Here is a 25,941-nt window from a genome sequence, read left to right on the forward strand (position 1 = left end):
CGTGCCGTATCTTCGGGCTGTGCCCGCAGACGAGAGCGCCCCGTCCCCCGGCGAGGACACCGGCCGGGGTGCGGGCGCGCGCCCCGTCCCCGGGCACGACCCGCGCGTGCAGTGGGTGGTGTCCCTCGCGGTCGTCGTCGCGGGAATCCTGACGATCCGGCCCCTGGGCCTCAGCGGCCGGGGTCTGGCGGTGGCCCTCCTCCTCGTGGTCAACTCCGCGGCGCTGCTGGCCCGGCGGCTTCCCGAGCACAGGGTCTCCCCGCGCCTGGCCCTCGTCTGGCTCACGTTCGGGGTCGTCGCGGCGGCCGCCCTGATCGGCCTGAGCAGCAGCGGGACGGGCTACCTCTTCGCGTTCTTCCTCGCCGGTCACATCGGATACCGGCTGGAGACCCGACCCGCCCTCGTCCTGGCCGGGTTCTGCAGCCTGCTCTGCGGCGCCGTGCTGTACCTGCGCCTCGGGCCGGGGCACGAGCTGCTGCCGTGGATGTTCGGCCTCGCCGCCGGCGCCCCGGTCCTGATCGGCATCGTCAACCGCAGCCAGCGGCAGGCCGTACGGGCGGCGATCGACGCGGCGGAGTCGGCCGAACGCGCCGCGCGGGCCGAGGCGCGCACCGCCGTGCTGACCGAGCGCGGCCGGATCGCCCGGGACGTGCACGACGTCCTGGCCCACTCGCTCGCCGGGATCAACATGCAGCTGGAACTGGCGGACGCGCTGATCGACACGGGCGACCTCGACAAGGTCCGCGAGGCCCACAGCAAGGCCCACAGCCTGGTCAAGGAGAGCCTGAGGCAGGCACAGTGGACCGTGCACGCCCTGCGTGAGGACGCGCTGCCGCTGCGCGAGACGCTCACCGCGATGCTCGCGTCCTCGGGCCACCGCGACGCCCTCACCGTCACCGTCACCGGGACAGTGCGCGAGGTGCCCGCCCGGGCGGTCCGGAACCTGCTGAGGATCGCCCAGGAGGCCCTGACCAACGCGGCCCGGCACGCTCCCGGGGGAGCCGTCGCCATGGAGCTGGCGTTCACCCCGGCGTCGACCGTACTGAGGATCCGCAACCGCCCCGCCACCCGTCGGGCGGCCCCGGGTGCGGGCAGCGGGATGGGACTGATCGGCATGCGCGAACGCGTCGCCCTCCTGGGGGGAACGCTCACCGCGGGCCCGGTCACCGAAGGCCCGCACCAGGGCGACTGGCAAGTGGAGGCAGTGATCCCGCAATGACCGGACGAGCAGCAGAGCAGCAGCAGGGGCAGGAGCAGGAGCGGTTGAGGGTGGTGGTCGCCGACGATCAGGCCGCCGTCCGCGAACCCCTCGCCGCGGTCCTCGCCCTGGCCGAGGGCATCGAGGTCGTCGCAGCCGCCGCGAACGGCACCGAGGTGCTGGCGGCCGTCGCCGACGGCCCGGTGGACGTGGTGCTGATGGACCTGAGGATGCCCGTCATGGACGGCATCGAGACGACCCGCCGACTGGCCGGGGAGCACCCGGAGGTCGCGGTGGTCGTCCTGACCACCTTCGCCGACGACGACTCGATCCTGGGCGCGCTGGGCGCGGGAGCCCGCGGCTATCTGACCAAGAACGCCGGACGCCAGGACATCACCCGCGCGATCAGGGCCGCGGCCGCCGGCCAGTCCGTACTCGACCGCGAGGTCCAGGACCGCCTGCTCGCCACCGTCAGGATCAAGACGCCCGCGCCGGCCCAGCCGCTGCCCGAGGACCTCACCCCCCGCGAACGCGAGGTACTCGCCCTGATCGGGCAGGGCCTGCCCAACCGGGGCATCGCCGAGCGGCTCTTCATCAGCGAGGCCACGGTCAAGACGCACATCAACAACCTGTTCGCCAAGGCCGGGATCCGTGACCGTCCGGATGCCGTCCGCCGCGCCATCGCCTCGGGCCTCGCCTGACGTCCTCCTCCCCCTCCTCGGTGTCCGGGACGGGAGCCGCCCCCGCCGCCGTGTTCCGGACGGCCGGGGGATCCGCGCGGCGTGTCCGCCGGACGGCCCGGGAAGGCCGGGGGCCCGCTGCCTACGGTGGCGTCATGAACGCGGGGACAGAACGACCCGCCGCCGTCTACGGCATCCGGTGTGCGCGGCGGGCCGAGTCGGGGGCGGTGTCCGCCCTCCTCGCCCTGGCCTTCGCGGACGACGCGGTCATGGCCTGGATGTTCCCCGATCGCGGCAGCCGGGCCCGCAGGACGGCCCGCTTCTTCGAGCTGCTCCAGCGCCGGCAGCGGCCGCGGGCGGGCGCCGTACGGGTGGCCGCGACCGGTGGCGGACAGCTGCTGGCGGCAGCGCTCTGGTCGGGGCCCGGACGCCGCCAGCCCGGCGCCGCGCGGGAGCTGGCGACGGTGCCGCGCTACGCGTACGTGTTCGGCGCGCGGGGGCTGTCGCGGGCGGCGGGCGTCCAGAACGCGCTGGAGGAGGCCCACCCGGACACCCCGCACTGGTATCTGCCGACCTTGGGGACCGATCCGGCGTTCCAGGGAACGGGAGTCGGCTCGGCGCTGGTGCGGGAGCAGCTGGCCCGGTGCGACCGGCTCGGGCAGCCGGCCTACCTGGAGTCCAGCATGGCCTCGAACATCCCGTTCTACGAGGGTCTCGGCTTCCGCGTCACCGGGGAGATCCGGCTGCCCGACGGCGGACCGAACCTCTGGCCCATGTGGCGCGAGGCCGGGCGCGGGCGGCGGTAGGGCGGCGCGATGGCCGGAAAGCGCCCCCTCGCCCTGGTTGTGGCCTTGCGTGCCCCGGTCAAGTGGAACGTGGCGGTTCCGGCCGCGCTGCCGCACCCGGACGGGTCCTCGGCCGGCCCGCCTGCGATCGCGAACGTGCCTATGACGCCGTCCGGGAGGCAGGAGCTGCGTCCGCCTTCGGCCGCGGGCCGGCGGCGGCGCTGTCTGCCGTGGTGGCCTCGGCTGTGGCAGCGGCGGCCCGCAGGGGTGGTGCGGCGCCCGGGGCCGCCGGCTGCCAGGGCCCCCAGCCACCGCCCGGCGCCGACTGCCAGGTCTCCCACGTGCGGTCCCTGTTCCACTCGCGTGCCGCCACGTGCAGCCTGCCATCGGGCAGTTGTTGCACGCTGCTCGGCTGGCTCAGGCCCACGCCGGCGTCCGGCACCTGGCCCATCGACTGCTTCGGGCCCCAGCCGGCGCCCGCGTTCTGCTGATGGCGCCGCTCCATCGAGCCGCCGCCGTACGCCCCGGAGGCGAAGGCGTCGATGCTGCCGTCCTGCTCCTTGAACAGCACGACTCCGCCGTGGTACGGCGTCGGCGCGAGGCCGAAATCGTCCGCCGCGCTCCAGCCGCCCGCACCACCACCACCACCCTCCACCGTGTGGCAGAACGAACCGTAGGTGGAGAACAGCAGCTCCAGCTTGCCCGCAGAGTTCTCGATCGCCGTCATGGCGTAGCTCTTCGGGCCCACGGTCGCCGCGCTCACCCGCTGCCACCCCCCGTACGCGCCGCCCGGTCCGTTCTGCTCGCGATGCCAGACGAAGGGCAGGCCTCCGGTCGCAGTGGCGTCGTAGAAGAGCTGGAGCTGCGCGATCCGGCCATCTGCACGCTCCACGGACACCAGAGTGCCTGCCACCGGCGAACTCGCCAGGCCCGTGGCCCCGGTGTCCGTCGAGCACGCGGCCGATGTGGCGTGCGCCACCGCCGTGGGGGCCATCGCGACCCCGGTACACGTCAGCGACACCGCGACCGCGCCGCGCGCCAACGCCCCGACCCACCTGTCCCGTAAGCCTCTCCGAAGTACTCTCATCAGCTCCCCGCCCTCCAGACCGGCCCGTGCGGCCGGAGAGAATCCTCCTGAGGCACGGCGGTTCGCGCCAGCCCCCGAATTCGGCCAATTCCACCGACCGGCAAGAGCCGCCCGCGACGGTGGGCTCTGGTGGAGGGTGGCGCACCGACGGCCGGCCGGTGTGGGGGGCATGAAGCCCCCTTGATCGCCTCATCGGGTGGCACGCTGACGGACCCGCCGTGTGGACCCCGGAGGCCGGCAGAGCCCGAAGCACAGCAGTGCGGGCCGCCACCCGGTGAGGGTGGCGGCCCCCGTCTGTGAAACGGTCAGCGGCTTCTGCTGCGCGAGCCTGTCCGTGGATCACCGCAGGCAGGCCCGCGCACGATGCGCCGTGGCGGGGTCAGTGGCGGCGGCCCCAGGTCTCGGTGTCGACGACGCGGTTGTGGTCGTCGCGCAGGGTGGCGGTGTCGCCCTTGTTGCCCCAGATGTATTCACGGCTGCCCTGGTAGAGGTCGGTGCGGTTGTTGTGCCCGCTTCCGGTGTGGATGCGGATGGTGGCGTGGCTGTTGATGCGGATGTTGTCGAAGCGGTAGCGGTTGCCGTCGGCGTCGCGCAGGGTCCAGCCGCGGAGGTTGATGGCGTCGCGGGTGGTGTTGGTGATTTCCACCCACTCGTTGTTCAGGGAGCGGTTGGAGTGGTCGTCGCGTCCGGGGCTGTCGGCCTGGACCCGGCTGATCTCCACCCGCGGGTGCTGGCGGGGAGCGTGGTCCTGCGCGGCGGCCGGCAGCGCGGCCGCACCGACCACGGCCCCGGCGGCCAGGACGGTCGCGGCGATACGGCGGACGGAGGAAGAAGCAGACGACATGGGTGACACTCCCTCAAGAACACTGCCCCACCGGCCGAAACAGGGAGGAGCAGTGGTGCGTTTTCCCGGCCCGGAATGAGCCGAGGGCCCCACTCTCGGCCCGGCACCCGCTCCACTGCAGCCCCCGCCGAACCCGGTTACCGGAAGCAGACATTTCTGTCACGGTCGCCTGCACACCACACACAAATCCAGCCACCGCGGCCCTGACAACCGGTGCCCCCTACACCCACCCGCCCAACTCGGCGGCACGGCGACGCCTGCGCACCGGCGCACCACCCGGCGCACGCGCGAGACCCACCACTCAAGCGGAGCAACATATTCCGTAACGACTGTTCGTCACTTTTCTCCGCACACCTGCATCAAATGCGCACAGATCTGCCCGCTTTCGGCAGCGACACGGGGCTCGGCACCTCCGGGGGGCGGCGGAGCGGCCGGACAGCAGGAGGATCACGCCGGCGGCCCGAACGCTCACGCGAGATACGGGCAGGTCGGCCGAGGAGCTTGCGCGGTGGGGTGGTTGTGGCGCGCCCGCCATCGCCCGGGGGATCGACACCGAGGCACATCCACCGCTACTTTTCTTACATGTATAGAAATTTAGGAGGGCGCCCAGGCGCTGTGCTGGCCGCGGTCGCCGTCGCACAGTTCGTCGTGGCCCTCGACATGTCGGTGGTCAACGTGGCGCTGCCCGCGATCCGCACCGCACTGGGATTTGCCCCGCTCGATCTGTCCTGGGTAGTGCACGTCTACGCGCTGACGTTCGGCGGGCTTCTGCTGCTGGGCGGCCGCGCCTGCGACCTGTACGGCCGGCGTCGGCTCTTCGTACTGGGCCTGGTGATCTTCGGGCTGTGCTCACTGGCCGGCGGGCTCGCCCAGACGCCCTGGCAACTGATCGCCGCCCGTGCCGGCCAGGGACTGGGTGCCGCCGCAGCCGCTCCGGCCGCCCTGGCCATGCTGACCACCACCTTCCCCGAGGGCCCTCAGCGCACCCGCGCGCTCGGGGTGTGGAGCGCGGTGAACGCCGCGGGCGGCGCACTGGGGGTGCTGGCGGGAGGGATCCTGACGCAGTACGCGGGCTGGCGGTGGGTCATGCTCGTCAACCTGCCGATCGTCGCGGCCGCTCTCGCGCTGGTCCCCCTGGGCGTGCCCGCCGATCCGCCCCCCGCCCGGCGCGAGAAGCCGGATGTGCTCGGCGCCGTCCTCGCGACCGGCGGAATCGGGCTGCTGGTGTTCGCCGTCGTACGCGGCGACTCCCCGGGATGGGCCTCCCCGGCGACGCTGGTGACCCTCGCCGCCGCGGCCGTCCTGCTGGCCGCCTTCGCCGTCACCGAATCAAGGACCCCCGCGCCGCTCCTGCGCCTCGGGCTCCTGCGCAGCCGTTGGATCGCCGGTGCCAATGTGCTGGTGTTCCTCGCGGCGGCCGGGCAGTTCACCGCCTTCTACTTCGTGTCCCTGTACATGCAGCAGGTCCTGGGCCTGGGCGCCGCCGCTACCGGCGCCGCCTTCCTGCCCTTCTCCGCCGGCCTGGTCGCGGGCACCATCGCCGCGACACGGATCACTTCCTCCCGCTCCCCGCGCGTATCCCTGGTGCCCGGAGCTCTGCTGGCGGCAGCGGGACTGGCCTGGTTCGCTTCCGTCCGAGCGGACGGAAGCTTCCTCGCCGACGTACTCGGACCGTCCGTCCTCACCAGCGTCGGTACCGGACTGGTCCTGGCCCCGGTCGCCGCCGCCGCGACCACCGGCGTCACCCCCCGCGAAGCCGGCATGGCCTCCGGCGTCTTCAACAGCTCCCGCCAACTGGGCGGTTGCGTCGGCCTGGCCGTCCTCGCGACCCTCGCGGCACACCACACCGGCGCGGCCACCAGCCCCGCCGCACTCAACGCCGGCTACGCCCTGGGCCTGGCCGTCACCGCCGCGCTCTTCCTGCTCGCGGCAGCCGTGGCAATCGCCGTGCTGCCCCGCCACTGCCCCGCGCCGCCCACTCCGCGAGCCGCCAAACCCGCACAGACCCAACTGAAGGGAACACCGTCAGCATGACAACACCCATCGACCTGTTCGGCTCGGCACTGCGCTTTTACCCCGACGGGAAGGTCCGGGCCTCCGAACGGCAGATGACGACCAGCGACTCCGACGCCTGGCAGATCGCGGCGTTCCATGTCGAGACCGACGCCGACGTGCACGCCGACCACTGGGAAATGCACCCCGAGGCAGAGGAGGCGGTCTGCTGCCTCGCCGGCTCGGCTCGCCTCTACTTCCGTCCCACCGGATTCGACGAATCGGCTGCGGCAGTGCAACTGCAAGCAGGTACCGCCGTGATCGTTCCCCGCGGCCGCTGGCACCGCCTGGAACTGGACACCCCGAGCGACCTCATGTCGATCACTCTTCGCCAGGGCACCCGCCTCGAAAAGCGCACCGACACCCGCTGACCGTCTCAGCGTTCCAGCTCCGGGGGCCCGCGCAACCGGACGACCCGGGCCCCCGGCGTGGCTGTCTCCTGCACCTGCAGGACGTAGCGCGGACGGTTGTTGCAGTACCTGCGGTTCTTGCGGATGGCGGTGCGCAGCAGCGACCGTCGGCTGAAGAACGCCCGGCTCCACGTAAGCCGCCTGGCCTGCGCGCGTTCCTCCCGCCCCGTGAGCCGACGGAGGCTGCGGCGCACGATGCGGTAGACGACGAGAGAAAGCGGGAGGTCCGGCCACCGGCGAGGGCGTGTTCGCGGGAGCCGCACCGGCAGCGGCACGTTCATCACCCTTTTCACCGAGCTGGTCAGCACGCCGCCCGGGGCCTTCCGGCGCCGGGCGGCGGAGCGGCGGCCGGTCCTGCCGAAGCTGCGGGTACGGCCGGCGACGCGGGGTCGGCGATCAAGGTGGAGGGGATGCCGGCGTGCGTGGCGGGGCGGGCCATCGCGCGCAGCGCGGTCGCCGCCCGGGGCACGGGTGGCGTGCGGGCCGGGCAGGATGAGCGCCACCACGCCGGCCATCGGCACCGGGCAGGTCCCGTCCAGGCCCCCGGATGTGTCTTTGCCCAGCAGATCGGTAGGGTCTCGGAGACGAGAGATCTGTGCCTCATCGGAGTGACCGGTCCCCTCGCCGGCCGTGTGGTCACGGGCAACTCGGCCGGCTTCTTGCTTCCGAACGTCTCCTCGGCACACAACTTCCTCAGCTGGTATGAACGTTGGCTCAACCACATGCTGGACGGCAAGGACAACAAGGCACTGGGACTGGCCTCCCCGGCAACCGTCGCGAGCACCCCGTGGGGCCCCCGGGCCACATCCCGGAAGGTTCGGGGCCCTCGCAGAGAGCTGACTCCCCAGACCGCCGATCCTTCCGTCAGCGACTCCCTGTCGGTTCTGGCACATACTAGGGTGCCGGTAAGAACGCTGGTGACAGCGTTCTTACCGGCACCCCATACTCCGTGAGCGCGGTGCACCGGTCTTGTCGGATCGACAGACTGGAACCGTGACGACAGAGAGTGTGGCCAGGATCCAGGCAGTCCGGCTCGCCGTGACCGTCGGTGCGGCCGTCGCCTCTCCGGTCCTCCCGGCGGCTGGGGCGGCATCTGCTTTTCCCCCGCGTGCGTACGCGGCCCGGTCGGGACTGCGGTTCTGCCGGATCGGTATGCGTCACAAGGCCGCCTCCTGCGCCCCGATCGCTTCATCGGGGTGGCACTCCGGGCGGGCGGTGGGCCCGGTGGATCCATCCGGCAGAACACCTTCCAGGAGCCGGCCGTCGCCATCCGGGTAGGCGACCCACAGCGTGCCCTCCGTGGACAGACGGGATTGCGACATGCCCGTCCCGGGGTAGGTCCGCTGCCACGCCACCTTGCCGCGACCGGAACGCTTCGGGGCCGGCTTCGCCACACAGACGTGGGCGACCCGGACCGGTTGGCCTCCCTCGAACTGGTGGGCCTCCTCGTAGGCCGCGATGGTGGGCCGCAGCCCGTCGTACTCGTCGTCACCGAGCGGGGTGGTCCCGTCGCCGTAGTACGCGGCCGACCCGCCTGCGGCTCAGGTCGGGAACCGCGACGGCCTGCTGATCAGCACCGCCCTCGCGGCCGATCGCCCGGACCGAGACCGGCTCTCAGCGGATCGTACAGACGCACTTCGTGACCTGCGGAGATGCCGCTCGTTACCGGCTGGCCTTGAGGGGGATATCGTCGTCCGGTCACGGACGGCAATCGGTCGTCCGTTCAAGCCGAGGGAACCGACATGACTGATCTGAACTCGCTGCGGGCAAGCCTTGCGTCAGGTGAGCACGAGTTCGCCGACACCCTGGCCTTCGTCGCCGCGCATTACGAGTATCAGCCGCAGGCGTTCCGCAATGGGGAACTGGAAAATGCCGCGGGTACGAACGAGGGCTCCTGCAAGACGCTGGGACTGGCCCTGCTGGAAGGGCTGAGCGACCAAGAGGCGCTGCTGGCATTCGGTGAGCACTACCGCAGTGTGCTGGCGACGCCGGACGACACTGACCACGGCAACATTCGCAACCTCATCGCCCATGGCCTGGACGGGGTGAGCTTCGCCGGGCGGCCGTTGACCCGCAAGGGCTGAACAGCGGATTCCGGGCGAGCGCCAAAGGTCACGAGCACCACGCCGTCCTGAAGGCCTCGCCTCGTGCCGCGCTCGCCGGCAGCACTGCCTACGGCGGCGGCGCGGGTTCGGGTTGGGCCTTGCCGCGCCACTTCCCCGCCTGGCCGCCGCCGTCGAAGAGGATCCGCGCCGCCATGGGCGGTGTGCAGCCGAGCGCGAGCAGGCGCGCAGGCAGTCCGCGAGGCCGGTGATCCCCGCCACCGGCGGCCCTCCCGGGTGGGCAGCCGTTCGGGGAGATGGTCCTCGGGCAGCCGGTCGCGCAGGTCAAGGGGCTGCAGCAGCGGTTGGTCCCGATCGCGTGTGGGGCAGTTCTGTGGCATGCCGCGCCTGCCCAGGACGGCGCGGAGGGCAGGGGTTTGTGCGGCAGGCTCCCGGGGAATCAGGCGCCAGAGTTGTCGACGAATCCCACGATGTCGAGGTATTCGATTTTGGGCGGGACTCCGTAAATCCCCGTCACCTTGTCGATGAGCCCCTCCGTGAAGAAGGCACGGGCCTTCTCCTCGTCCTCCCACACGTAGAAGTTCCTTGCGTGAACGCCGTCTTCGTCGAGCATGAAGCTCTTGAAGCGAAGGCCGGCCATGCCTTCGAACGGTCCTCGGAGTTCGCCGGCAATCTTTGCGAGAGTTACACGGTCAAACTTGTCGGTCTGCGTGAAAGTCACGAGCACGCCGATCATCGGGCCTCCTGTCGATGGGGTGAGCAAGGGTCGACCGAGTGACGCTAGCGGCGGATCCTAGTACACGCGGCCGGAATTTCTGTCCGTCAAGACGCGAGTCGGAGGTGCGGATCGGGGTCGGCGATGCGGACCAGAAGCGTGTCAAGATTTGCGTACGGGAACACCTGGTCGAACGGGCGGGCGATCCGGCCGTGCTGTGAGGTGACCCCGGAGTGTGGACGTGTCCCGGCGAAGGGGCCGTGCGGCGGCGGCTACGACGCTCCGCGTGTGGCCAGGGCGGTTCGCGCCAGTGCGCGCAGCCAGGTGTGGGCGTGGTCGGTGTCGTAGCGCTGGTGCCATGACAGGTACACCGGTGCCGAGGGGAGTTCGAGCGGCAGGGGGAGTACGGCCAGGCCGAGGTCGGCGGCAGCGGTGCGTGTGGTGATTTCGGGGACGCTGACCAGGAGGTCGGTGCCGCGCGCGAACTCCAGCGCGGCTGCTTCCGTGGGGGCGGCCGCCACGACGCGGCGGGTGAGGCCGAGCCGAGTGAGGGCATCGTCGAGGGCGTTGCTGAGGTTTCCGCGTCGCGAGACGGTGACGTGTTCGGCGGCGGCGTACTGCTGTGCGGTGAAGGCTCGGGCGCGGGTGAGGGGGTGTCCCTGCCTCACGACGGCAACGAGGCGGGTCTCGCCCACGCGCTCGGCGCGGATGTCGGGTGCGCTCGGGCGGTTGGCGTTCGCCTCCAGGTCGACCTCGCCGCGTCGCAGTTCGGGGGTGTCGGTGCTCGATTCCGCGACGAAGCGCAGTCGCACGCCCGGCGCCTGTCCGCGTACGGCCGCGAGCAGCGCGGGGCCGCCGAGGGCGACCAGGGAATCGTGCCAGCGGAGCGTGAAGGTGCGTTCCAGCGTTGCCGGATCGAGTTCACGGCTCGGTGCCAGCACGCCCCGGACCTGGTGCAGCAGCTCGTGCACCTGTTCCCGGACGGCGATCGCGTAGGGCGTCGGGGTCATGGTCCGGCCGGTGCGCACCAGGATCTGGTCGCCGGTCGTGCGCCGGATCCGGCCCAGACTCCGGCTCATCGCGGGGGCGGTGACATGCAGGCGTGCGGCCGCCCCGGCCACGCTGCCTTCCTCCAGCAACGCGTCGAGCGCGGTGAGCAGGTTCAAATCCAATTGCATGGGAGTAATCCCAGACGTGCTTGACATGCATTTGATGTTAACGGAGGGGGTGCGTAGCGTCGTCACCACGGCGCAGGACGGAACGCACGGCCCGGCCCGAAGCCTTCGTCAACACCCCTTGCTCAGACGGGAGTACCACCATGTCCGAAACCCTTCAGAACACTGACACCACCGTTTCCGACGCCGATCTGCTCGACCAGACCGCGGACGCTGTGCGTGAGGCCGGTTCGGCACTGCGTGAGCGGTTCGGCGAGGTGGTCCCGTACCGGACCCGCGAAGAGCTGATGAGCGCGCTCGCCGCCAACGACGACACAGCACTCGACATCCTGCGGCCCCGCCTCACGGCCCTGCGCCCGGACGCCGGCTGGGTGGAGGACGAGCTGGACGGCGGGGCGCTGCCGTCGGGCGAGTGGTGGGTCGTGGATCCGGCCGAGGGCAACGTCAACCACCTGCACGCCCTGCCCGAATGGGCGGTGACCGCCACCCTCGTACGCGACAACCAGCCGGTGCTCACCGTGGTCCACCTGCCGCTGACCGGCGAAACCTACACCGCGCTCACCGGCGGGGGCGCCCACCTCGACGGACGCCCGCTGCACGTCTCCCGGACCGCGGACCTCGGCCTGAGCGTCGTGGCCACCAGTCAGGCCCGGCCCGACGAGGACGAGGACGTCGTGCGGCGCGTCGGCTCCTCGATCACCGCGATGCTTTTGGACGCACTCGTCGTCCGCGTCGCCGTGCCCGCGACCCTGCACCTGCTGAACGTGGCCGCCGGGCGGCTCGACGCCTTCTGGCAGTTCGCCGGCGCCCGCGCGGACCTGCTGCCCGGGGCGCTCCTCGTCACCGAGGCCGGCGGACGGATCTCCGACGCCGAGGGCCGCCCCTGGACCCCGCAGAGCGCCGGATTCCTGGCCGCCGCGCCCGGTGTCCACGCCCAGGCCGTCGCCACCCTCTCACGCTGACCGAACACCACCCCACCCGCACGCACGACAAGGGAGCACACCCTCATGACCACGATCGCAGTACTCGGAAAGGGCCGCGTCGGCGGCAACCTCGCCGCCGCCCTCACCCGTGCAGGGCACGAGGTGACCGTCGCGGACCGCACGCCGGGCGCCGCCGCCGACGCCGCCCGACGCGCCCGGATCGTCATCAACGCCACCCCGGGCGCCGGCTCCCTGGAACGGCTCGCCGCCCTGCGCGACGAACTGCGCGGCACCCTCCTCGTCGACGTCTCCAACGCGACCACCGACGGACCGGACGGCCTGCCCGCCGACCTGCTCTACCCCGGATCGAGCCTCGCCGAGCAACTCCAGGAAGCACTCCCCGAGACACACGTCGTCAAGACACTCAACACCATGCTCTTCCCGGTGATGACCGCCCCGGCCATGCTCACCCAGACACCCACCGTGTTCCTCTCCGGCGAGGACCCCCGGGCCAAGCAGACCGTCCGCGAACTCCTCACCGACCTCGGCTGGCACAACGAATGGATCACCGACCTCGGCGGGATCCGGACCGCCCGCGCGACGGAGGCCGCGATCCTCTTCGTACCCGACGTGATCCGCTCCAGCGGATTCGTCCCCTTCGCGGTCTCGATCACCCGCTGACCCCGGACCCGGCACACCACCCTCCGGCCGGCCCGCATCCGCCCCGCCACCGCCGTGGAAGCCCGCCGGCACCGACGACCACGCGGGCCACGCGGGCCGGCCCGGCCGTGACTCGCTCGGCCGACCTGCACGGCCCCGGGCCAGGACCTTGACGACTGCTCGGTTTCCCCGACCGGCGACAGTCACACCGCCCGCAGGGCAGAGCCGCCTGCGTGGAACGTGAGCGCCAGCCGGCGGGCGCGGATTCGGAGGGCTTCGTCCTGGTGGACGATGCGGTCTTCGACTCCCGAGCGGACGACCCGGGTGTCGCCGTCGGCGAGCCCGTCCACTCGGCGCAGGTGGTCTGCGGTCAACGCGGTGAAGCCGAGGGCTTCCAGCGCGTCGCACGCCCCTGAGGGATCGGCGTCCTGTTCGGCGGAGCGCAGGGCCAGCTCGGCAAGCGCGGTGCGGTCGAGCGAGGCCGGGTCTGCGACGGCCATGAGGGCCACCACGGCGGCCGGTGCCTGGACCGGATCACCGAGAGCGGCTTCCAGACGGGCGGCGAGCGGTCGGCCCGCCGGGCCGAGCAGCGCCGCCGCACGGGCTGCCCGCACCACCGACCACCGGGACCAGGGGCTGTGTTCGGCGCGGGCGAGTACCGAGTCGGGAACGGCAACGGCCCCGTCGGCGTCCGCGGTGACGCGCCAGAGGGCTTCGGCGAGCGCCGTGTCCGTGTCCAGCGCGGGCGTGGTGTCCCCCTCGGAGCGGCCGAGTGCCTCGCGCAGGACCGGGGCCAGCGCCGCTCCCCGGGAACCGAGTGGGCCGACGGCCGCGGCGGCCCCTCGAAGGTCTCGGCCGCCGCGCAGTTCCTGTTCGAGACAGCTCAACAGCAGTGCGGGCTCGCCGACGAGGGTGTACAGGGCCTTCGCCGCGTGCAGGACTCCTTGTTCGGCTGCCCGCAAGGAGCCGACGGCCCGCGTGCGATCCGGCAGAGCGCAGGCTTCGGCAACGGAGGCGATGGCCCGGGCTGCCTGGCTCGGACGGTGCGGGAGCGCCGCGCACAGCTCGGGCAGCGCCGGCGCAGCGTCGGCGCCCCATCCCGCCAGCAGGTTGGTCAGCTGCCACGGTTCGTTGCCGTCTGCCGCCCGTACCGCGCCCGGCACCAGGCCGTACTCGTCCTCGCTCTCGGCCATGCCACCGAGCAGCTCCAGGACGTCTGCCGTGCGGTGGCCGGCCGCCGCGATCCTGGCAAGGAACGGCACCGCTTCCGCGCTGGCGGCGTAGACCGTCCCCTGATGCAGCACACACCCGTACAGCTCCGACAGCGCCTCGTCCGCCGCATCCCCGTCGGTTCCGGTCAGGGCCCGCAGCAGATCCGGCATGTCTTCGGCGCTGCCGTACGCATGGGTGAAGGAGTGCCAGGGATGGGCGTCCATGCCGGCGAGCGGGCGTACAAGATCCATGCGGGGCATCTTGCCAGCCGTGTCCGACATCGCCTCGGCGCTTCGAGGAACTGCGGGCGGTTGCCGTCCGGCCCGTTACTGCATCAGCTCGATGTGGGGATGCTCCGGCGCCGCCGGGCAGACGTAGAGCTGCTGCTTGTGGCCGCTGCCGATCTGGACACGGGTCGGTTGCAGCGTGTCGCGGTGGTGGTCACCGCTGGAGGACGCGGCGGCCTGGTCTTCGTACGGTATCCAGCTGCTGTCCGCGCCGTCCCATTCGAACGTGTCGATGGCCAGCAGCGGGTCCATCGTGGTGTCGCAGGCGGGGCACTGCCGCGGGGCGGGGTCGGTGTAGCCCCACTGGGGCCAGCCGCCGGCCTTCCAGCCGGGGGCGACGGACAGATGGCCCCGGTAGTAGGAATCCGGGTAGGGAGCGTAGGAGCCGTCCACACCGGCGCCGGCCGCCTCCCACCTGGCCCAGTCGCCCAAACACAGCGGTCCGCGGCATGTACGAATCCGGGTGGTCGAAGGGGCACCACAGCACCTGGAGGAGGTCGGCCCGTCCGGGCGGGCGCAGCACGGGAACGTCACGCACGTACAACTGGGCCACGGGCAGCAGGGGGATCGGGCCATCGGGTCGCTCCTGGTCCCAGTCGATCTGCTCCAAAAACGCTTCCTCCTGCGGCGTGCGCCAAGATCCGCCGGGAGTCCCTTCCGGGTGCGCCGCCGCTCTCGCCCGCACGCGCTGATCCATCCGCACCACGGCCAGCAGGTGACCGCCCCCCTCGTGCGGGGCGTCGCAGTGCGGCCACGGCTCGTCGGCGGGCCACAGCAGCGGCCCGCCGATCGAACTGTCATGCGGCGTCGGAGTCCCCGGACGGGGGTGCAACCGGGTCGCCGGGCGCGCCAGCGCGGCCAGTCGGGGGAAGACCGCGGTCACGTCGACCGGCCGCGGCGGAGTGGTACGGATGAAGGTCATGACGGCGATGCTGCCAGCGGCCTCTGACACCGGGAGTACCGGTCCACGACAGCTGACACCAGGCACCTTCCGTGGACTGGCAGGCGGACCGGAGAAGATGCCCGCGGTACGGAGACCGGGCGGGTACGGCACGAACCTCTCCGGCAGCGCGTCAGTGGCCGACGGGGTCGATGGCCAAGGGCGCTCGGCTCTGTGCGTCCAGCCAGGTGAGAGATGGCGGAACGATGGTGCCCGTGCCGCCGAGCTTCCGTGACGGAGTGTCAGATACGTGTGACGATCTGCACTCCCGTGTCCGGTGCGGCCTGTCGTGCGGCTGCTCCGGGTTCCGTCCTTGCCCGAGGGTGCCCAGTGAAGACATCCGTCATGACGGCCCTCGCTCCCACCACGTCGGTCACCACCCTGGCCCTACCGGTCCGGTCGCAGGCGAACGCTCCCTCCTCCACCGCGCGCCGGCGCCGCGGCATTGGCTTCCAATCCCGTTCGTCGAGCTGCGCGAGCACCGTGGGATCGACATCGACACCATGGCCGACCGGGTGTCCCTGCACTCCCCCGCCAACGCCGGGACGGCCCTCGCCCTGCCGCTGAGCCAGAGCCGAGGCGCAGCATGTCGACCCCTCAGCCGCACACCGTCCGGCCGCGGCAATGCTCCACCGGCGAGAAGAACCAACTCGGATCGAAAGGTACGCAGCCCATGACCCACACCGGTCTTCTGGCCCGCATCGAGGCCAAGCCCGAGCACGCGGCACAAGTCCAGGAACTCCTGGAGAACGCCCTCGAACTCGCCCGTCAGGAAACCCAGACCGTGACCTGGTACTCCTTCAGGCTCGGCCCCACGAGCTTCGGGGTCTTCGACACCTTCAACGACGAAGCAGGGCGCCAAGCCCATCTGAACGGCAAGATCGCGGCCGCCCTGATGAACATCACCCCCACCTTGCTCGCCGGTACCCCGGACATCCAGAAGATCGACATCCTGGCCGCCAAGCTGCCGTGAACCCGCCCGTCGTGGCCGCTTCATCAGGCACGGGCCGGTAAAGGGCGCGAGCACGGGGGCGGCGGCGGCCCCGAGACGTTCCAGTACGCCGCCACCCGCCGGTTCGGCCACCCGACCCCCTGACCACAGCCCCGCGACAGGTCGGCGCGCATCGCACCACCGCCCCCGCGCGCCCGGCGACCCCGGCTTCGCCACCGTCAAGGAGCGGGCTTCAGCTGTACACGAGCAGGTGGTCGCAGGTGTTTGTCCCGTCGTGGAGGGAGGAGTCGCTGTTGAGGACGTAGAAGGTTCCCGCGAACCCCGTCGCCGTCATCTTCGGCACGACGATCAGGGTCTGGCCCGCCATGTCCAGCCCGAACCTCCGCACCACGTAGCGGTTCAGCAGGTCGAAGAGGTTCTGCGTGAGCACGTTGAGCCGGAGGATCCGGTACGTGCGGTCACCCGATCCATCCGCTCCGGTCACGGCCGCCTGGTACTGGGCGTCCCCCCCACTGCGACGGCTGAGGGGCGATACGCCCCGATGCCTCAAGGGCCTGCAGCCGCCGTTGCGTGCTCTCCCGGACGCCCGCCATGTGGATGTGCAGCTGGTTGTAGCGTCGGGCGGACTGTGAATTGATGCCCAGCCCGATGTTGGGGTACTGGACGGGGACGTCTCCTCCTTGGCGGGCGTTCTCCCATGCCTCGTGCCAGTAGTTCGCGACATTGGCCGTCAAGAGGAACGGGCATTCGATGCCCGTGATCCGGCAACTCGGCAGGAGGAGGTAATTGTGCTGCGTCTCGGGTTTGCCGTGCAGCACCACGTAGTTGGGCGTGGTCTTCAGGCATTCCGGCTTCCCCGACGGCGGGACGATCCCCTGCGTGCAGTACTGCACGTCCTGCCACAGAGGGTCGGTATCGGCGGGGCTGCCGCAGACTGGTTGCATCTGGGCCGGAGGGCAGGGACTCTGTCCGGCTCCAGGTGGATTCGGGTCCGTGGGACAGGGGCAACACGACGGCTCTCCGGCGGCGGAGCCCCGACTTGTCGCCGCGGACGCGCTGCCCCCCGCACCGGTCAGCAGCGCTCCCGCGCCCAGGGCGCCCGAGAGCACCACGAATTGACGCCGAGGCATGTCGTTCGGCTTGCCGGCTTCTTTCACAGGTGAGCTCCGATGGTCGACGACCTCTGGTCCGCTCACAAATTAGGCGGTGGTCCCTCCTTTTCCCGGCAAGGAAATGGGGGAAGGCCAGGTATTTCGCCGGAAGGCGGTCAGCGCCTCCGGCGTGGTGCCGGGGCAGCCATCCACGAGCATGCCGAATGCGGGCGCAGAGCCGACGGGGTGGGGAGTCCGCCTCCGAGAGGCCTGCTCAACCTGCTCTGCTCACATATGGAGCGGGTTCTCGGGGTGCCGGGTGGTCGCCGGGCGCGATGGTCCGTGAGGACTACGTCCGAAGCCTCGGGCCGCCTGCGGCTCGGGCCTGATCCGTGTACGCAGGACGGCGGCATAGCGTGGGGCTCGGGTCCAGATCGTCCGCGCCGAGGAGAGCACATGAGCACCGCCACGCCGATTTCGCTGGTCACGGGCGCCAACCGCGGAATCGGCCGGGAAACCGCGCGTCAGCTCGCCGCGCTCGGCCACACCGTCCTGGTCTGCGCACGCCGACCGCAGGACGCCGAAAGGGCCGTCGCCGACCTGGCCCCCGGAGTACCCGGCACGCTCGTGCCGTACCCATTGGACGTGACCGACGCCGATGGTGTGCGTGCCCTCGCTCGCAGCGTGGAGGCGGAGTTCGGGCGCCTCGACGTTCTCGTCAACAACGCCGCCATCAACTACGACACCACCCGGCGCGCCGTCTCCGCCGACCTCGACGACGTCCGCGACACCCTGGAGACCAACCTCTTCGGCGCCTGGCGGACCGCGCAGGCGTTCCTGCCGTTGCTGCGCCGCTCAGCCCACCCGCGCCTGGTGAACGTCTCCAGCGAGTCCGGATCCCTGGAACACATGTCCGGCGGAACCCCCGCCTACGGCGTCTCGAAGGCCGCTCTCAACGCCCTCACCTGCAAGCTCGCTGACGAACTACGCGCCGAGCGGATCCTGGTCAACGCCGTCTGTCCAGGCTGGATCGCCACCGACATGGGCGGCTCGGGCGGCGGACCCGTCGAACAGGGCGCCGCCGGCGTCGTCTGGGCCGCCACCCTGCCCGACTCCGGCCCCACCGGGGGCTTCTTCCGGGATGGTGAACCACTGCCCTGGTAGACGGGGTTCCCGCCACCTCGGAATGGGTGGATGGCTCCTCTTTCCATCGGCCCTCGCCCGCTGAACGCCGACGAGCGCGCAGTGCTCGGTGGTCACTTCGGGTGGTCACTTCGGGGTGATCGTGAACGGTTCCCACCCGAGGCCCGCCACGCAGCCGGTGTCGGGCGCGGCCGGACGGGCCAGGAAGGACGCCAGGACCTTCTGGGCACAGGGCGACTGCGGGACCACCCAGTGTCCGATCCCGGGGATCCGCACGGTGGTCGAGCGGGGCAGCGTACGGGCGGTCTTCTCAGCCCAGCTCGCCCCGGTCTTCATGTCGAACGTCCCGTTGAGGAAGAGCGTCGGGACCGTGCTGACGGGGGCCACCCGCATCGCGGCCGTACGGTCCGGCACGTTCCAGACACGGCACACCTGTTCCTGGAACGCCAGTTGGGGCGCCTGGGCCAGGACCGGGTCCGGCCAGTCGGGGAATGCCTCGCGGCCCGCCTTCAGCACATCGGACGCCGAGTGGTCCGGCACCCATTCGCCGCACACCACCGAGTTCGTCAGTCCGTGGGCGGTCTGGCCGACGGCCTGGACCGAGCCGGCGGCGCGGGCGCGGGCGAAGCGCTCCGGATTCCCGCGGCCGAGTTCGTCGATCGCCGCCGGCACGTCCTTGAGCGGGATCGCCTTGGCTATGAGCAGGTTGACCAGCGCGCCGCCGTCGAGGACGACCTTGACCGGCTCTCCGCCCTGCGGCGGCCGGACGTTCAGCGTCAGCGGGTGGGCCTGCAGCTTGCGCACCTGCTCGTTCAGGGTGCGTGCGAGGTCCGGGTAGCGGCTCTTGCAGCGGGGCTCCGCGGCGCAGGCCTTGTAGAGGTTGTCGAGGCCCTCCCGGGCTCCGGCCCAGGCGAAGGGCAGGGAGACGTACTGCGGAGGGGCGATGGAGTCGAGCGCCACCGCGCGGATCCCCTGGGGGTGCAGGCGCAGGTAGGTCATGGCCAGGTTGCTGCCGTAGGAATGGCCGTACACGTTCCATTGCCTGATGCCGAGCGCCGTGCGCAGGTCGGCGAAGTCGGCGGCGTTCTCCGTGCTGTTGTAGGCACTCAGGTCGGTTCCGTCGGACGTCAGGCGGTCCCGGCACCGCTCCACCGCATCGAGCATGAGTCTCTGCGTCTGCGGTGCGTAGGAGGGGAGCCCCACGGACCTGGCGTAGAAGCGGTCCAGCTCCGGGCAGGCGAGGTCGGGTTTGTCGTAGAGATTGCCGCGCTGGGCCATGACGATCAGTTCGCGGTCCCGGTTCAGGCCGGAGGAGACCAGGAAGGGGATGTCGTCGAAGGTCTCGCCACCGGGGCCGCCCGACATGAACACCACGGGGTCCCCGGCGGGCTTCGCCGAAATGGCCGGGATGACCGCCACGGCCAGCCGGATCTTCCGGCCGCCGGCACGGGCGCGGTTCTCCGGGACCTCCAGGAATCCGCACCGGGCAGTGGCCAGCGCTTCGATCGGCTCAGGCGTACTGGGGCAGGGACCCGGCACGAAACGTGACGCGGCGTCCTTGCCGGGGCCGGTGGTAGCGGTGGTACCGGTGGTACCGGTGGTACCGGCATTCGGCGGTGCGGCGCCCGCCGGTGTCGGGCCGAGTGCTGCCAGGAGGGCCAGGAGGGCCAGGAGGGCCAGGAGGGCCCCGGCAGGTGCCGCCCTGTTACGGAAGCCGTGCTCTGCCATGGGAGATCCTCTGCCGCTCGACGGCTGCCCCGCTGGGCGCCGCCGCGGCGGTGCGGGCGGAACGCACACGACCAAAGCTACTCGCTGGTCCGAGTACGTGCACACGGACGGTCGCCGGCCCGGTACGCCGCGCCGCTCACCGGGCCGGAAGGACGAAGCGGAAGGTGGCCGTCGCCGGGATCGGTCTAGGCTCCGCCGTCATCGGTGGGGCCCTGGAAGCCGATCCGCCGGCCGCCATCGCCGATCTGGGGAGATCCGTCATGCAACGTCGCCACGACTTCCTCGGCGCCGCGTTCACCGCCGAGGACGCGGTGACGGACACGCTTGACCCGGTCCCCGCCTACGCCGCCGCCCCGGGCCCGGTGGCGGCCGCGGTCGCGTCGCACATGGTCAAGACCCTGACCGTGCTGAAGGACCACCCGGCGGCCGAACAGCACAACGAGTGAAAGGAACAGATGGCGGAATGGCGAACATCGGTGTGGTGATCCTGACGATGGGCGACCGGCCCGCGGAGCTGCGAGCTCTGCTGGACTCGGTTGCCGCCCAGGAAGGCGGTCCGGCAACGGTCGTGGTCCTGGCCCAGGGCGTTGCCCTGCCCCCGCTCCCGGACGGGGTGGACGGGGTGGAGCTGCCCGAGAACCTGGGCATCCCCGGCGGCCGGAACGCCGGTGTGCGCCGGCTGCGCGAGCGCGGCGGCGGTGACGTCGACGTCGTGGTGGTCCTGGACGACGACGGATTGCTGCCGCGTACGGACACCTTCCGGCTGGTCCGGGAGGCGTTCGCCGCCAACCCGCGTCTGGGCGTCGCCGGTTTCCGGATCGCGGACGAGACCGGGGCGAGCCAGCGCCGACACGTCCCGCGCCTGGGCGGCAGGAACCCGCTGGTGTCCGGGCCGGTGACGACGTTCCTAGGCGGCGGCCACGCCATCCGCATGAGCGTGATCGACCAGGTGGGCGACTTCCCCGCCCCGTTCTTCTACGCCCACGAGGAAACCGACTTCGCCTGGCGGGCACTGGATGCCGGATGGGAGATCGACTACCGGGCTGACATGGTGCTGCAGCACCCGCGGACCGCGGCCTCCCGGCACAAGGTGTACTACCGCAACACCGGCCGGAACCGGGTCTGGCTGGCCAAGCGGCACCTGCCCGGCGTCCTGGTGCCGGTCTACCTGGCGACGTGGGCCGCGTACACCCTGGTGCAGCGGCCACCGCTGTCGGGGCTGGCCGCCTGGTGGGCCGGCTTCTTCGAAGGGGTGCGCGTGCCGTGCCCGCCCAGGCGGCCCATGCGGTGGCGGACGGCCTGGCGGATGGCGCGGCTGGGACGTCCCCCGGTGTTCTGACGGGAGGACACCCACCGCGTGCGTGGCGGTGACGACGCCCGGTGCGCTGGAGTCCCGGGCGTCCCGCTCAGTCGTGCGGCGGGCGGCGGGCAGCGGGCAGCGGGCGGCGGGCGGCGGGCGGCGGGCAGCCTGCGCGTGGCGGCCGTCAGGGCGGAGTGAGGGAGCGAGTGGTTACGGCCATCACGCACGGTCCCGGCCAGTGTGTTCGCCCGGGCGGGTGGCGGACCGGCCCACCGCGGCCGCCGCCCCGGACGGCGCCGTTACGCTCCGAGGCTTCACGCCGTCGGCCGAGGAGGGGCACGATGCCGGACCGGGCAGGAACCGCGCTCGCCGTCGCCACCGCGTTCGCACTCGCCGCCGTGTGGGCCCCGTACACCGCGGCGGCCGCGGCGGCGGACCCCGCCGCCCCGTGTGAGGGCACCGCGACGGAGACGAGGGGGTTCTCCTCCGTCGACCTGGACGGACCTGAGATCGCCTGGACGGAGTCCACGAAGTACGACACCGCCCGGGCGGCCGTCACGAAGTCGTGGAACGCGCTCGGCAAGGTGAAGATCATGGCCGACACCGCCACCACCGTGAACGATCTCGAATGGCGCGACTACTCCAAAGCCGACCACCGGGCCGCCTACTGGGAGCGGCACGGCAACGCAGGGGCCACGGACTACATCTACCTGAACGCGTCGAAGCTCGACCCGCCCGCGGTCGAGTCGGACACCAGCGGCCGGCTGAACGTCCTCGGCCACGAGCTCGGCCACGCCCTCGGCCTCTGCCACAAGAGCCGAGACGTGGCGTCGATCCTGTGGGCCTCCCCCAGATCGACGCTGTGGGTCACGGAGCCGACCGACGTGGACATCGCGAACTACCGGAAGCGGTGGGGCTGATGAAGCGCAGGACACTCGCCGTCGGCGTGGCCGGGGTGCTCGTGGCGGCCGGGGCCGTCGGCGGGGCGTGGACGATGTGGGGCCACGATGACGTGACGGTCGAGGCGGTGTGCGCGCTCGACACCAGCCGCCGCGAGTACGTGACCCACCACGCGGCGTGGGTGGTCGTCGCGAAGGTCGCCGAACGCGGCCGCTACCTCGACCAGACGCCCGGCGACTCCGGCGGCGTCCTGCTGTCCACCCTCACCGTCGAAGACCGGCTGAAGGGCGACGAGGCGGCCGTCCCGGCCTCGTTCGCCGTCGGGCAGCCCATCGGTGTGAACGCCGACGGCGCCTACTACTCCGGCCCGGCCGCCGAGCATCAGGCCGTGCTGGTACCGGGCCGCCGGTACGTGATCGCCGGATCACTCGCCCCCGAGTACGGCGGCGGCTACGTGATCGCCGCCGACTCCGCCGACAACACCCGCACCACCCCCGACGCGTGGACCCGGGCCGTCGCGAAAGCCACCCCACAGCCGCCGTGCGAGGACATCGTCACCGACGCACCGAGCGGCTAGGCAGCACGAGGAGTCCTCAACTGCAAGGACACCCCTCACCCTGGCCTGGCAGCCCTGGACCGGGTGATCGCCCATCAACCGGCCGATGATCCGCCGCGCCCGAATCCGGCGCTCGGCCATGACCGTGGCCGGAGCCCGACCGGCACCCGGGCCCAAACCCGCGGACGGCTCACCGCACGAGGTCGGTGTGCGGGTGGCCCGTGCCCGTGCCCGGGAACGCCGGGCAGCCGTACAGGTGCGGGTGATCGGCGTCGGACACCTGGATCCCGGGCGGATGGGATCCGCCGTCGTCGCATGGTGGCGGCCCGCACCGGGATCGGGACCCGCTGGTCAGGCGAGGCAGGGGCGGCTCGGTCCCGGCGCCTGCACCACCGACCGAAAGCCGCAGGTGGGCGACGTACGTGTACTCCAGGCGGTGCGGGGTCGGACGGACCGCACGGCACTGGAGAGGCAAGGCACACATGCTCCTGCTGCGTCTTGGAGGTCGCATGCGAACGCCGATCGCCCGCCGAGCCGGACTCTGCCTGGCAGCTGCGGCCGCCGTCGCACTGGCCACGACCGTAACCGGTCCGGCGTCGGCCGCCGCCGGCAGACTCCAGGTAGTGCTCGGCACACCCGAAGGCGGGTCCGCGCTGACCGCACCTCGAAAGGTCATCGAGAACCCCGTGGAGGACCACTGCTACACCGTCAAGGAGGTCTTCCCCGACGCCCCCGCGGGAAGCACCTTCCTGTCCGTCCACAACGCCAACACCAACCCGATCTACATCTACGCGGAGCACCCGCCGACGCCACCCCGCTGGGCGTCGGCATGAGCGTGATCGGCCGCCCCCTGCTCTCCTTCAAGGTCAAACCAGGCCCGGAACTCCCGTCCATTCCCACCTCCCTCCCGGCAGGCCGGTCCTGAGCATCCGAACCGCGTGTCCACAGGGCCGTCCGCACTGACGGCGGCGGGCTCGTCCAGCCATCAGGAGGCGGGCAGGAGTGGGTGTCGGGAGCCGACCGGATCAGTCCGATAGGGGCAGGCACTCGGCGAGCAGGTCGACGATGTCGCGCCAAGCTCGCTGGGCGTGCCGCGGGTGATAGCCGACGCCGGGGGGCACCGGGTGGTCGACCGGTGGGTGGTGGAAGGCATGCAGCGCCCCGCCGTAGACCGTGAGGCGCCAGTCGACGCCTGCGGCCTGCATCTCGGCTGTGAACGCATCCCGTTGCACCGGCGGCATGATCGGGTCTTGCGAACCGACTCCGGTCCACACCGGGCAGCGAATGCGTGCCGCCTCGTCCGGTCGGCCCGTGGTCAGTGCGTTGACCGTCCCGATCGCGCGCAGGTCGACGCCGTCGCGTCCGAGTTCCAGCGCGATGGCGCCCCCGGTGCCGTAGCCGACAGCCGCAATGCGGTCGCGGTCGACCCGCGGTTCGGCACGCAACACGTCGAGCGCCGCGTGGCCGATGCGCCGCATCCGGTCGGGGTCGGCGAGCAGCGGCAGGCAACGGGCCAGCATCTCCTCGGGATCGCTCACATAGCGTCCGCCATGCAGGTCGAAGGCCAGCGCCACGTACCCCAGCTCGGCCAGGGCCTCGGCCCGGCGGCGCTCGACGTCGCTGAGCCCCATGCCCTCGGGCCCGATGAGGACTGCGGGCCGACGACCGGCCCCGGCCGGGAGCGCGAGGTGCCCGGTCATCGTCATGTTGTCGGCCGGGTATTCGACCGTACGCGTGGTGACCGTAGTCATGCGACTGGACTGTAGCGACCGGCAAGTCCGCTCGGACGGGTGTTCACCACCGGCGGATATTTGCTCTGTCTCGCCTTGGCCTCCAGGGCAGGCGTCATCTGTCGCCAATCGGTTGCTGAAGACAGACAGCCGAGGCGTCCAATTGATCCGTGTGATCGGGGCGTTCGTGGCAACCGTGTGTGACCGCTCCTCGGAAAGCGAGCAGGGACCCGAGACATGACGTCACCGTGGTGCGGTGCCACCGGAGTGCGGCCGAAGCGGACCGCGCTCTTGATCACCGGCCGCTAGACTCCCGGGGCTCGGATGGTGTCGGGGGACGGGAAGGCCAGACCATGGACGACGACGCCTGGGACCGGTGGCCGGAGCCGTGGGTGGGCACGGAATCTGACATGCGGACGGTCGTGGGGGCGATCCCGCGGGAGGTGAAGGACGGGTTCAGGTACGACGAGATCCCCTGGCAGCGGTTTGCGCACTTCCACGGCCCGGGTGAGGAGGTCTCCGTCCGCCTGGCGATGCTCGCCTCCGAAGACGCCGAAGCGGCCGGCCGGGCTCTCCGGCAGCTGTGGGACCACCTGCACCACCAGGGCAGCACGATCGCGGTGGGAGCACTGGCAGTGCCGTTCCTGCTCCGGATCGCGGCTTCCGGGTTTCCCGGGCTCCGTGCGGACACCCTTCGTCTGGTTGCCGAGATCGCACGAAGCCAGCACCTCGGGGACGGGTCACGTGAAGGCCTTCTCGAAGTCACCGAGGAGCCGTCGCTGACCGAGGGCACCACGATGTGCCCGGTGAACTGGACGATCCAGGCCGCCCGCGACGCCATCACGGACGACCTGCACCTCCTGTTCCCGCTTCTCTCCGACCCCGATGCCGAGGTCCGATCCGCGGCCGCCTTCGTCCTGGCGGTGGCGACCGGCGAGATCCCGTACATCTCCTCGGCCCTGCATCGCAGGCTGGCGGTGGAGGACGATCCGGTGGCCCGGGTGAGCTTGATCCTGGCGATCGCCCAGCTCGCCCGCGAACACCAGGACGAACACGCCCCCTCTTGGGCCCGGAACCTGTGGTCGGATTCCGGCCGATCGCCCGAGATCCGCGTCGGCGCCGGCCTCGCCTGGCTGTGCCTGGTCGACGACCCCGTCCCTGGCGAGCTCCGCAGCCTCCTTGTCGATCCCGGCACCGACCGGCAGGCCGACCTGCTCCAGCGGGTGCCATGGCTCGGGCCGGTCGACCGCCACCGCGGACTGCACCGCTGCATCCACGAAATGCTCACGCCGGATGTCCCCTGGAACAGGGTTTGACGGCCCACCGCCAGGAGAGCGGAGGGGCCGTCACAGGGTCTGGCAATCGAAGGGTGTGGCGAAGGTTCCGTCCGCAGGCCCGGGCTGTGGCCTGGGCGGAGGGCTCCGCTGTGGAATCGGGTTCCCCGAGTCCAGAGTGCTGTCAGCGAAGCGGTTCGAAGACGTCGGGTGTGCCGTCCACGGCGGGACCGCAG

General features: G+C 71.5%; 27 protein-coding genes. 16 read left to right on the plus strand and 11 right to left on the minus strand.

All coding sequences use genetic code 11. From position 1 onward, the window contains the following. Position 1: 1 nt before the first annotated feature. The 3 genes from ACEPPI_RS10125 (at position 2) to ACEPPI_RS10135 (ending at position 2,684) form a co-directional block, all read left to right on the plus strand. A complete protein-coding gene (locus ACEPPI_RS10125; RefSeq protein ID WP_373914953.1) occupies positions 2–1,219 on the plus strand; it encodes a sensor histidine kinase in 1,218 nt (405 codons plus the stop codon). Further along, positions 1,216–1,899, plus strand: coding sequence for a response regulator (locus ACEPPI_RS10130; protein WP_373914891.1), 684 nt, complete (start codon positions 1,216–1,218; stop codon positions 1,897–1,899). The genes ACEPPI_RS10125 and ACEPPI_RS10130 overlap by 4 nt, the downstream gene beginning before the upstream one ends. Before the next feature lie 134 nt (positions 1,900–2,033). After that, on the plus strand, positions 2,034–2,684 hold the full coding sequence (locus tag ACEPPI_RS10135) for a GNAT family N-acetyltransferase (RefSeq protein ID WP_373914892.1): 651 nt from the start codon (positions 2,034–2,036) through the stop codon (positions 2,682–2,684). Between the two features lie 139 nt (positions 2,685–2,823). Here ACEPPI_RS10135 and ACEPPI_RS10140 read toward each other — a convergent pair whose 3' ends face one another. Continuing rightward, positions 2,824–3,555, minus strand: coding sequence for a hypothetical protein (locus ACEPPI_RS10140; protein WP_373914893.1), 732 nt, complete (start codon positions 3,553–3,555; stop codon positions 2,824–2,826). A gap of 574 nt (positions 3,556–4,129) precedes the next feature. Then, positions 4,130–4,594 carry a lamin tail domain-containing protein gene (locus ACEPPI_RS10145; protein ID WP_373914894.1) on the minus strand — a complete coding sequence of 155 codons (465 nt, stop codon included), beginning with the start codon at positions 4,592–4,594 and terminating at the stop codon, positions 4,130–4,132. Positions 4,595–5,176: 582 nt separating this feature from the next. Between ACEPPI_RS10145 and ACEPPI_RS10150 the strand changes: the two genes are divergently transcribed. Both ACEPPI_RS10150 and ACEPPI_RS10155 read left to right on the plus strand, forming a co-directional pair. Then, entirely contained in the window at positions 5,177–6,628 is a 1,452-nt protein-coding gene (locus tag ACEPPI_RS10150; RefSeq protein WP_373914895.1) for an MFS transporter, read from the plus strand. Then, positions 6,625–7,017 carry a cupin domain-containing protein gene (locus tag ACEPPI_RS10155; RefSeq protein ID WP_373914896.1) on the plus strand — a complete coding sequence of 131 codons (393 nt, stop codon included), beginning with the start codon at positions 6,625–6,627 and terminating at the stop codon, positions 7,015–7,017. Before ACEPPI_RS10150 ends, ACEPPI_RS10155 begins: the two co-directional genes overlap by 4 nt. Before the next feature lie 5 nt (positions 7,018–7,022). On the opposite strand, the gene ACEPPI_RS10160 is transcribed toward ACEPPI_RS10155, so the two are convergent. Continuing rightward, a complete protein-coding gene (locus tag ACEPPI_RS10160; protein ID WP_373914897.1) occupies positions 7,023–7,250 on the minus strand; it encodes a hypothetical protein in 228 nt (75 codons plus the stop codon). Between the two features lie 1,548 nt (positions 7,251–8,798). On the opposite strand from ACEPPI_RS10160, the gene ACEPPI_RS10165 reads away from it, so the two are divergent. Further along, the gene (locus ACEPPI_RS10165) at positions 8,799–9,140 is read left to right on the plus strand and encodes a HopJ type III effector protein (protein ID WP_373914898.1); all 342 of its coding nucleotides are present in this window, start codon (positions 8,799–8,801) and stop codon (positions 9,138–9,140) included. A 418-nt stretch (positions 9,141–9,558) separates the two neighbouring features. Here ACEPPI_RS10165 and ACEPPI_RS10170 read toward each other — a convergent pair whose 3' ends face one another. Both ACEPPI_RS10170 and ACEPPI_RS10175 read right to left on the minus strand, forming a co-directional pair. Further along, entirely contained in the window at positions 9,559–9,855 is a 297-nt protein-coding gene (locus tag ACEPPI_RS10170; protein ID WP_373914899.1) for a hypothetical protein, read from the minus strand. Between the two features lie 251 nt (positions 9,856–10,106). Further along, positions 10,107–11,012 carry a LysR family transcriptional regulator gene (locus ACEPPI_RS10175; protein WP_373914900.1) on the minus strand — a complete coding sequence of 302 codons (906 nt, stop codon included), beginning with the start codon at positions 11,010–11,012 and terminating at the stop codon, positions 10,107–10,109. A 140-nt stretch (positions 11,013–11,152) separates the two neighbouring features. Between ACEPPI_RS10175 and ACEPPI_RS10180 the strand changes: the two genes are divergently transcribed. Both ACEPPI_RS10180 and ACEPPI_RS10185 read left to right on the plus strand, forming a co-directional pair. Beyond that, positions 11,153–11,971, plus strand: a complete 819-nt coding sequence (locus ACEPPI_RS10180) for a 3'(2'),5'-bisphosphate nucleotidase CysQ (protein WP_373914901.1) — start codon at positions 11,153–11,155, stop codon at positions 11,969–11,971. Positions 11,972–12,016: 45 nt separating this feature from the next. After that, a complete protein-coding gene (locus ACEPPI_RS10185; protein WP_373914902.1) occupies positions 12,017–12,613 on the plus strand; it encodes an NADPH-dependent F420 reductase in 597 nt (198 codons plus the stop codon). Positions 12,614–12,795: 182 nt separating this feature from the next. Here ACEPPI_RS10185 and ACEPPI_RS10190 read toward each other — a convergent pair whose 3' ends face one another. Next, positions 12,796–14,055, minus strand: coding sequence for a hypothetical protein (locus ACEPPI_RS10190; RefSeq protein ID WP_373914903.1), 1,260 nt, complete (start codon positions 14,053–14,055; stop codon positions 12,796–12,798). Positions 14,056–14,130: 75 nt separating this feature from the next. Next, positions 14,131–14,523 (minus strand): hypothetical protein, encoded by a 393-nt coding sequence (locus ACEPPI_RS10195; RefSeq protein WP_373914904.1) that lies wholly within the window; start codon positions 14,521–14,523, stop codon positions 14,131–14,133. Between the two features lie 1,181 nt (positions 14,524–15,704). Here ACEPPI_RS10195 and ACEPPI_RS10200 point away from each other — a divergent pair. Next, the gene (locus ACEPPI_RS10200) at positions 15,705–16,004 is read left to right on the plus strand and encodes a putative quinol monooxygenase (protein ID WP_373914905.1); all 300 of its coding nucleotides are present in this window, start codon (positions 15,705–15,707) and stop codon (positions 16,002–16,004) included. A gap of 211 nt (positions 16,005–16,215) precedes the next feature. Here ACEPPI_RS10200 and ACEPPI_RS10205 read toward each other — a convergent pair whose 3' ends face one another. Both ACEPPI_RS10205 and ACEPPI_RS10210 read right to left on the minus strand, forming a co-directional pair. Next, positions 16,216–16,467 carry a hypothetical protein gene (locus tag ACEPPI_RS10205; protein WP_373914906.1) on the minus strand — a complete coding sequence of 84 codons (252 nt, stop codon included), beginning with the start codon at positions 16,465–16,467 and terminating at the stop codon, positions 16,216–16,218. Then, the gene (locus tag ACEPPI_RS10210) at positions 16,442–16,927 is read right to left on the minus strand and encodes a CDP-diacylglycerol diphosphatase (protein WP_373914907.1); all 486 of its coding nucleotides are present in this window, start codon (positions 16,925–16,927) and stop codon (positions 16,442–16,444) included. Before ACEPPI_RS10210 ends, ACEPPI_RS10205 begins: the two co-directional genes overlap by 26 nt. Positions 16,928–17,530: 603 nt before the next feature. On the opposite strand from ACEPPI_RS10210, the gene ACEPPI_RS10215 reads away from it, so the two are divergent. Then, positions 17,531–18,238, plus strand: a complete 708-nt coding sequence (locus ACEPPI_RS10215; protein ID WP_373914908.1) for an SDR family oxidoreductase — start codon at positions 17,531–17,533, stop codon at positions 18,236–18,238. Between the two features lie 105 nt (positions 18,239–18,343). Here the strand turns inward: ACEPPI_RS10215 and ACEPPI_RS10220 are convergent, their stop codons facing one another. Beyond that, positions 18,344–19,945, minus strand: a complete 1,602-nt coding sequence (locus ACEPPI_RS10220) for an alpha/beta fold hydrolase (protein WP_373914909.1) — start codon at positions 19,943–19,945, stop codon at positions 18,344–18,346. 260 nt (positions 19,946–20,205) lie between these two features. Between ACEPPI_RS10220 and ACEPPI_RS10225 the strand changes: the two genes are divergently transcribed. The 5 genes from ACEPPI_RS10225 (at position 20,206) to ACEPPI_RS10245 (ending at position 23,534) form a co-directional block, all read left to right on the plus strand. Further along, on the plus strand, positions 20,206–20,391 hold the full coding sequence (locus ACEPPI_RS10225; RefSeq protein ID WP_373914910.1) for a hypothetical protein: 186 nt from the start codon (positions 20,206–20,208) through the stop codon (positions 20,389–20,391). A 17-nt stretch (positions 20,392–20,408) separates the two neighbouring features. Continuing rightward, positions 20,409–21,284 carry a glycosyltransferase family 2 protein gene (locus ACEPPI_RS10230; protein WP_373914911.1) on the plus strand — a complete coding sequence of 292 codons (876 nt, stop codon included), beginning with the start codon at positions 20,409–20,411 and terminating at the stop codon, positions 21,282–21,284. Between the two features lie 302 nt (positions 21,285–21,586). Next, the gene (locus ACEPPI_RS10235; protein WP_373914912.1) at positions 21,587–22,165 is read left to right on the plus strand and encodes a hypothetical protein; all 579 of its coding nucleotides are present in this window, start codon (positions 21,587–21,589) and stop codon (positions 22,163–22,165) included. Next, the gene (locus tag ACEPPI_RS10240) at positions 22,165–22,722 is read left to right on the plus strand and encodes a hypothetical protein (protein ID WP_373914913.1); all 558 of its coding nucleotides are present in this window, start codon (positions 22,165–22,167) and stop codon (positions 22,720–22,722) included. The genes ACEPPI_RS10235 and ACEPPI_RS10240 overlap by 1 nt, the downstream gene beginning before the upstream one ends. Before the next feature lie 488 nt (positions 22,723–23,210). Then, positions 23,211–23,534, plus strand: coding sequence for a hypothetical protein (locus ACEPPI_RS10245; protein ID WP_373914914.1), 324 nt, complete (start codon positions 23,211–23,213; stop codon positions 23,532–23,534). 192 nt (positions 23,535–23,726) lie between these two features. Here ACEPPI_RS10245 and ACEPPI_RS10250 read toward each other — a convergent pair whose 3' ends face one another. Beyond that, complete coding sequence (locus ACEPPI_RS10250) at positions 23,727–24,452, minus strand: dienelactone hydrolase family protein (RefSeq protein ID WP_373914915.1); 726 nt, start codon at positions 24,450–24,452, stop codon at positions 23,727–23,729. A gap of 332 nt (positions 24,453–24,784) precedes the next feature. On the opposite strand from ACEPPI_RS10250, the gene ACEPPI_RS10255 reads away from it, so the two are divergent. Then, positions 24,785–25,747: a hypothetical protein gene (locus ACEPPI_RS10255; protein WP_373914916.1), complete on the plus strand. Its 963-nt coding sequence runs from the start codon at positions 24,785–24,787 to the stop codon at positions 25,745–25,747. The last annotated feature ends 194 nt before the right edge of the window (positions 25,748–25,941 follow it).

This window comes from Streptomyces sp. AB3(2024), assembly GCF_041862025.1.
Taxonomy (GTDB): Bacteria; Actinomycetota; Actinomycetes; order Streptomycetales; family Streptomycetaceae; genus Streptomyces.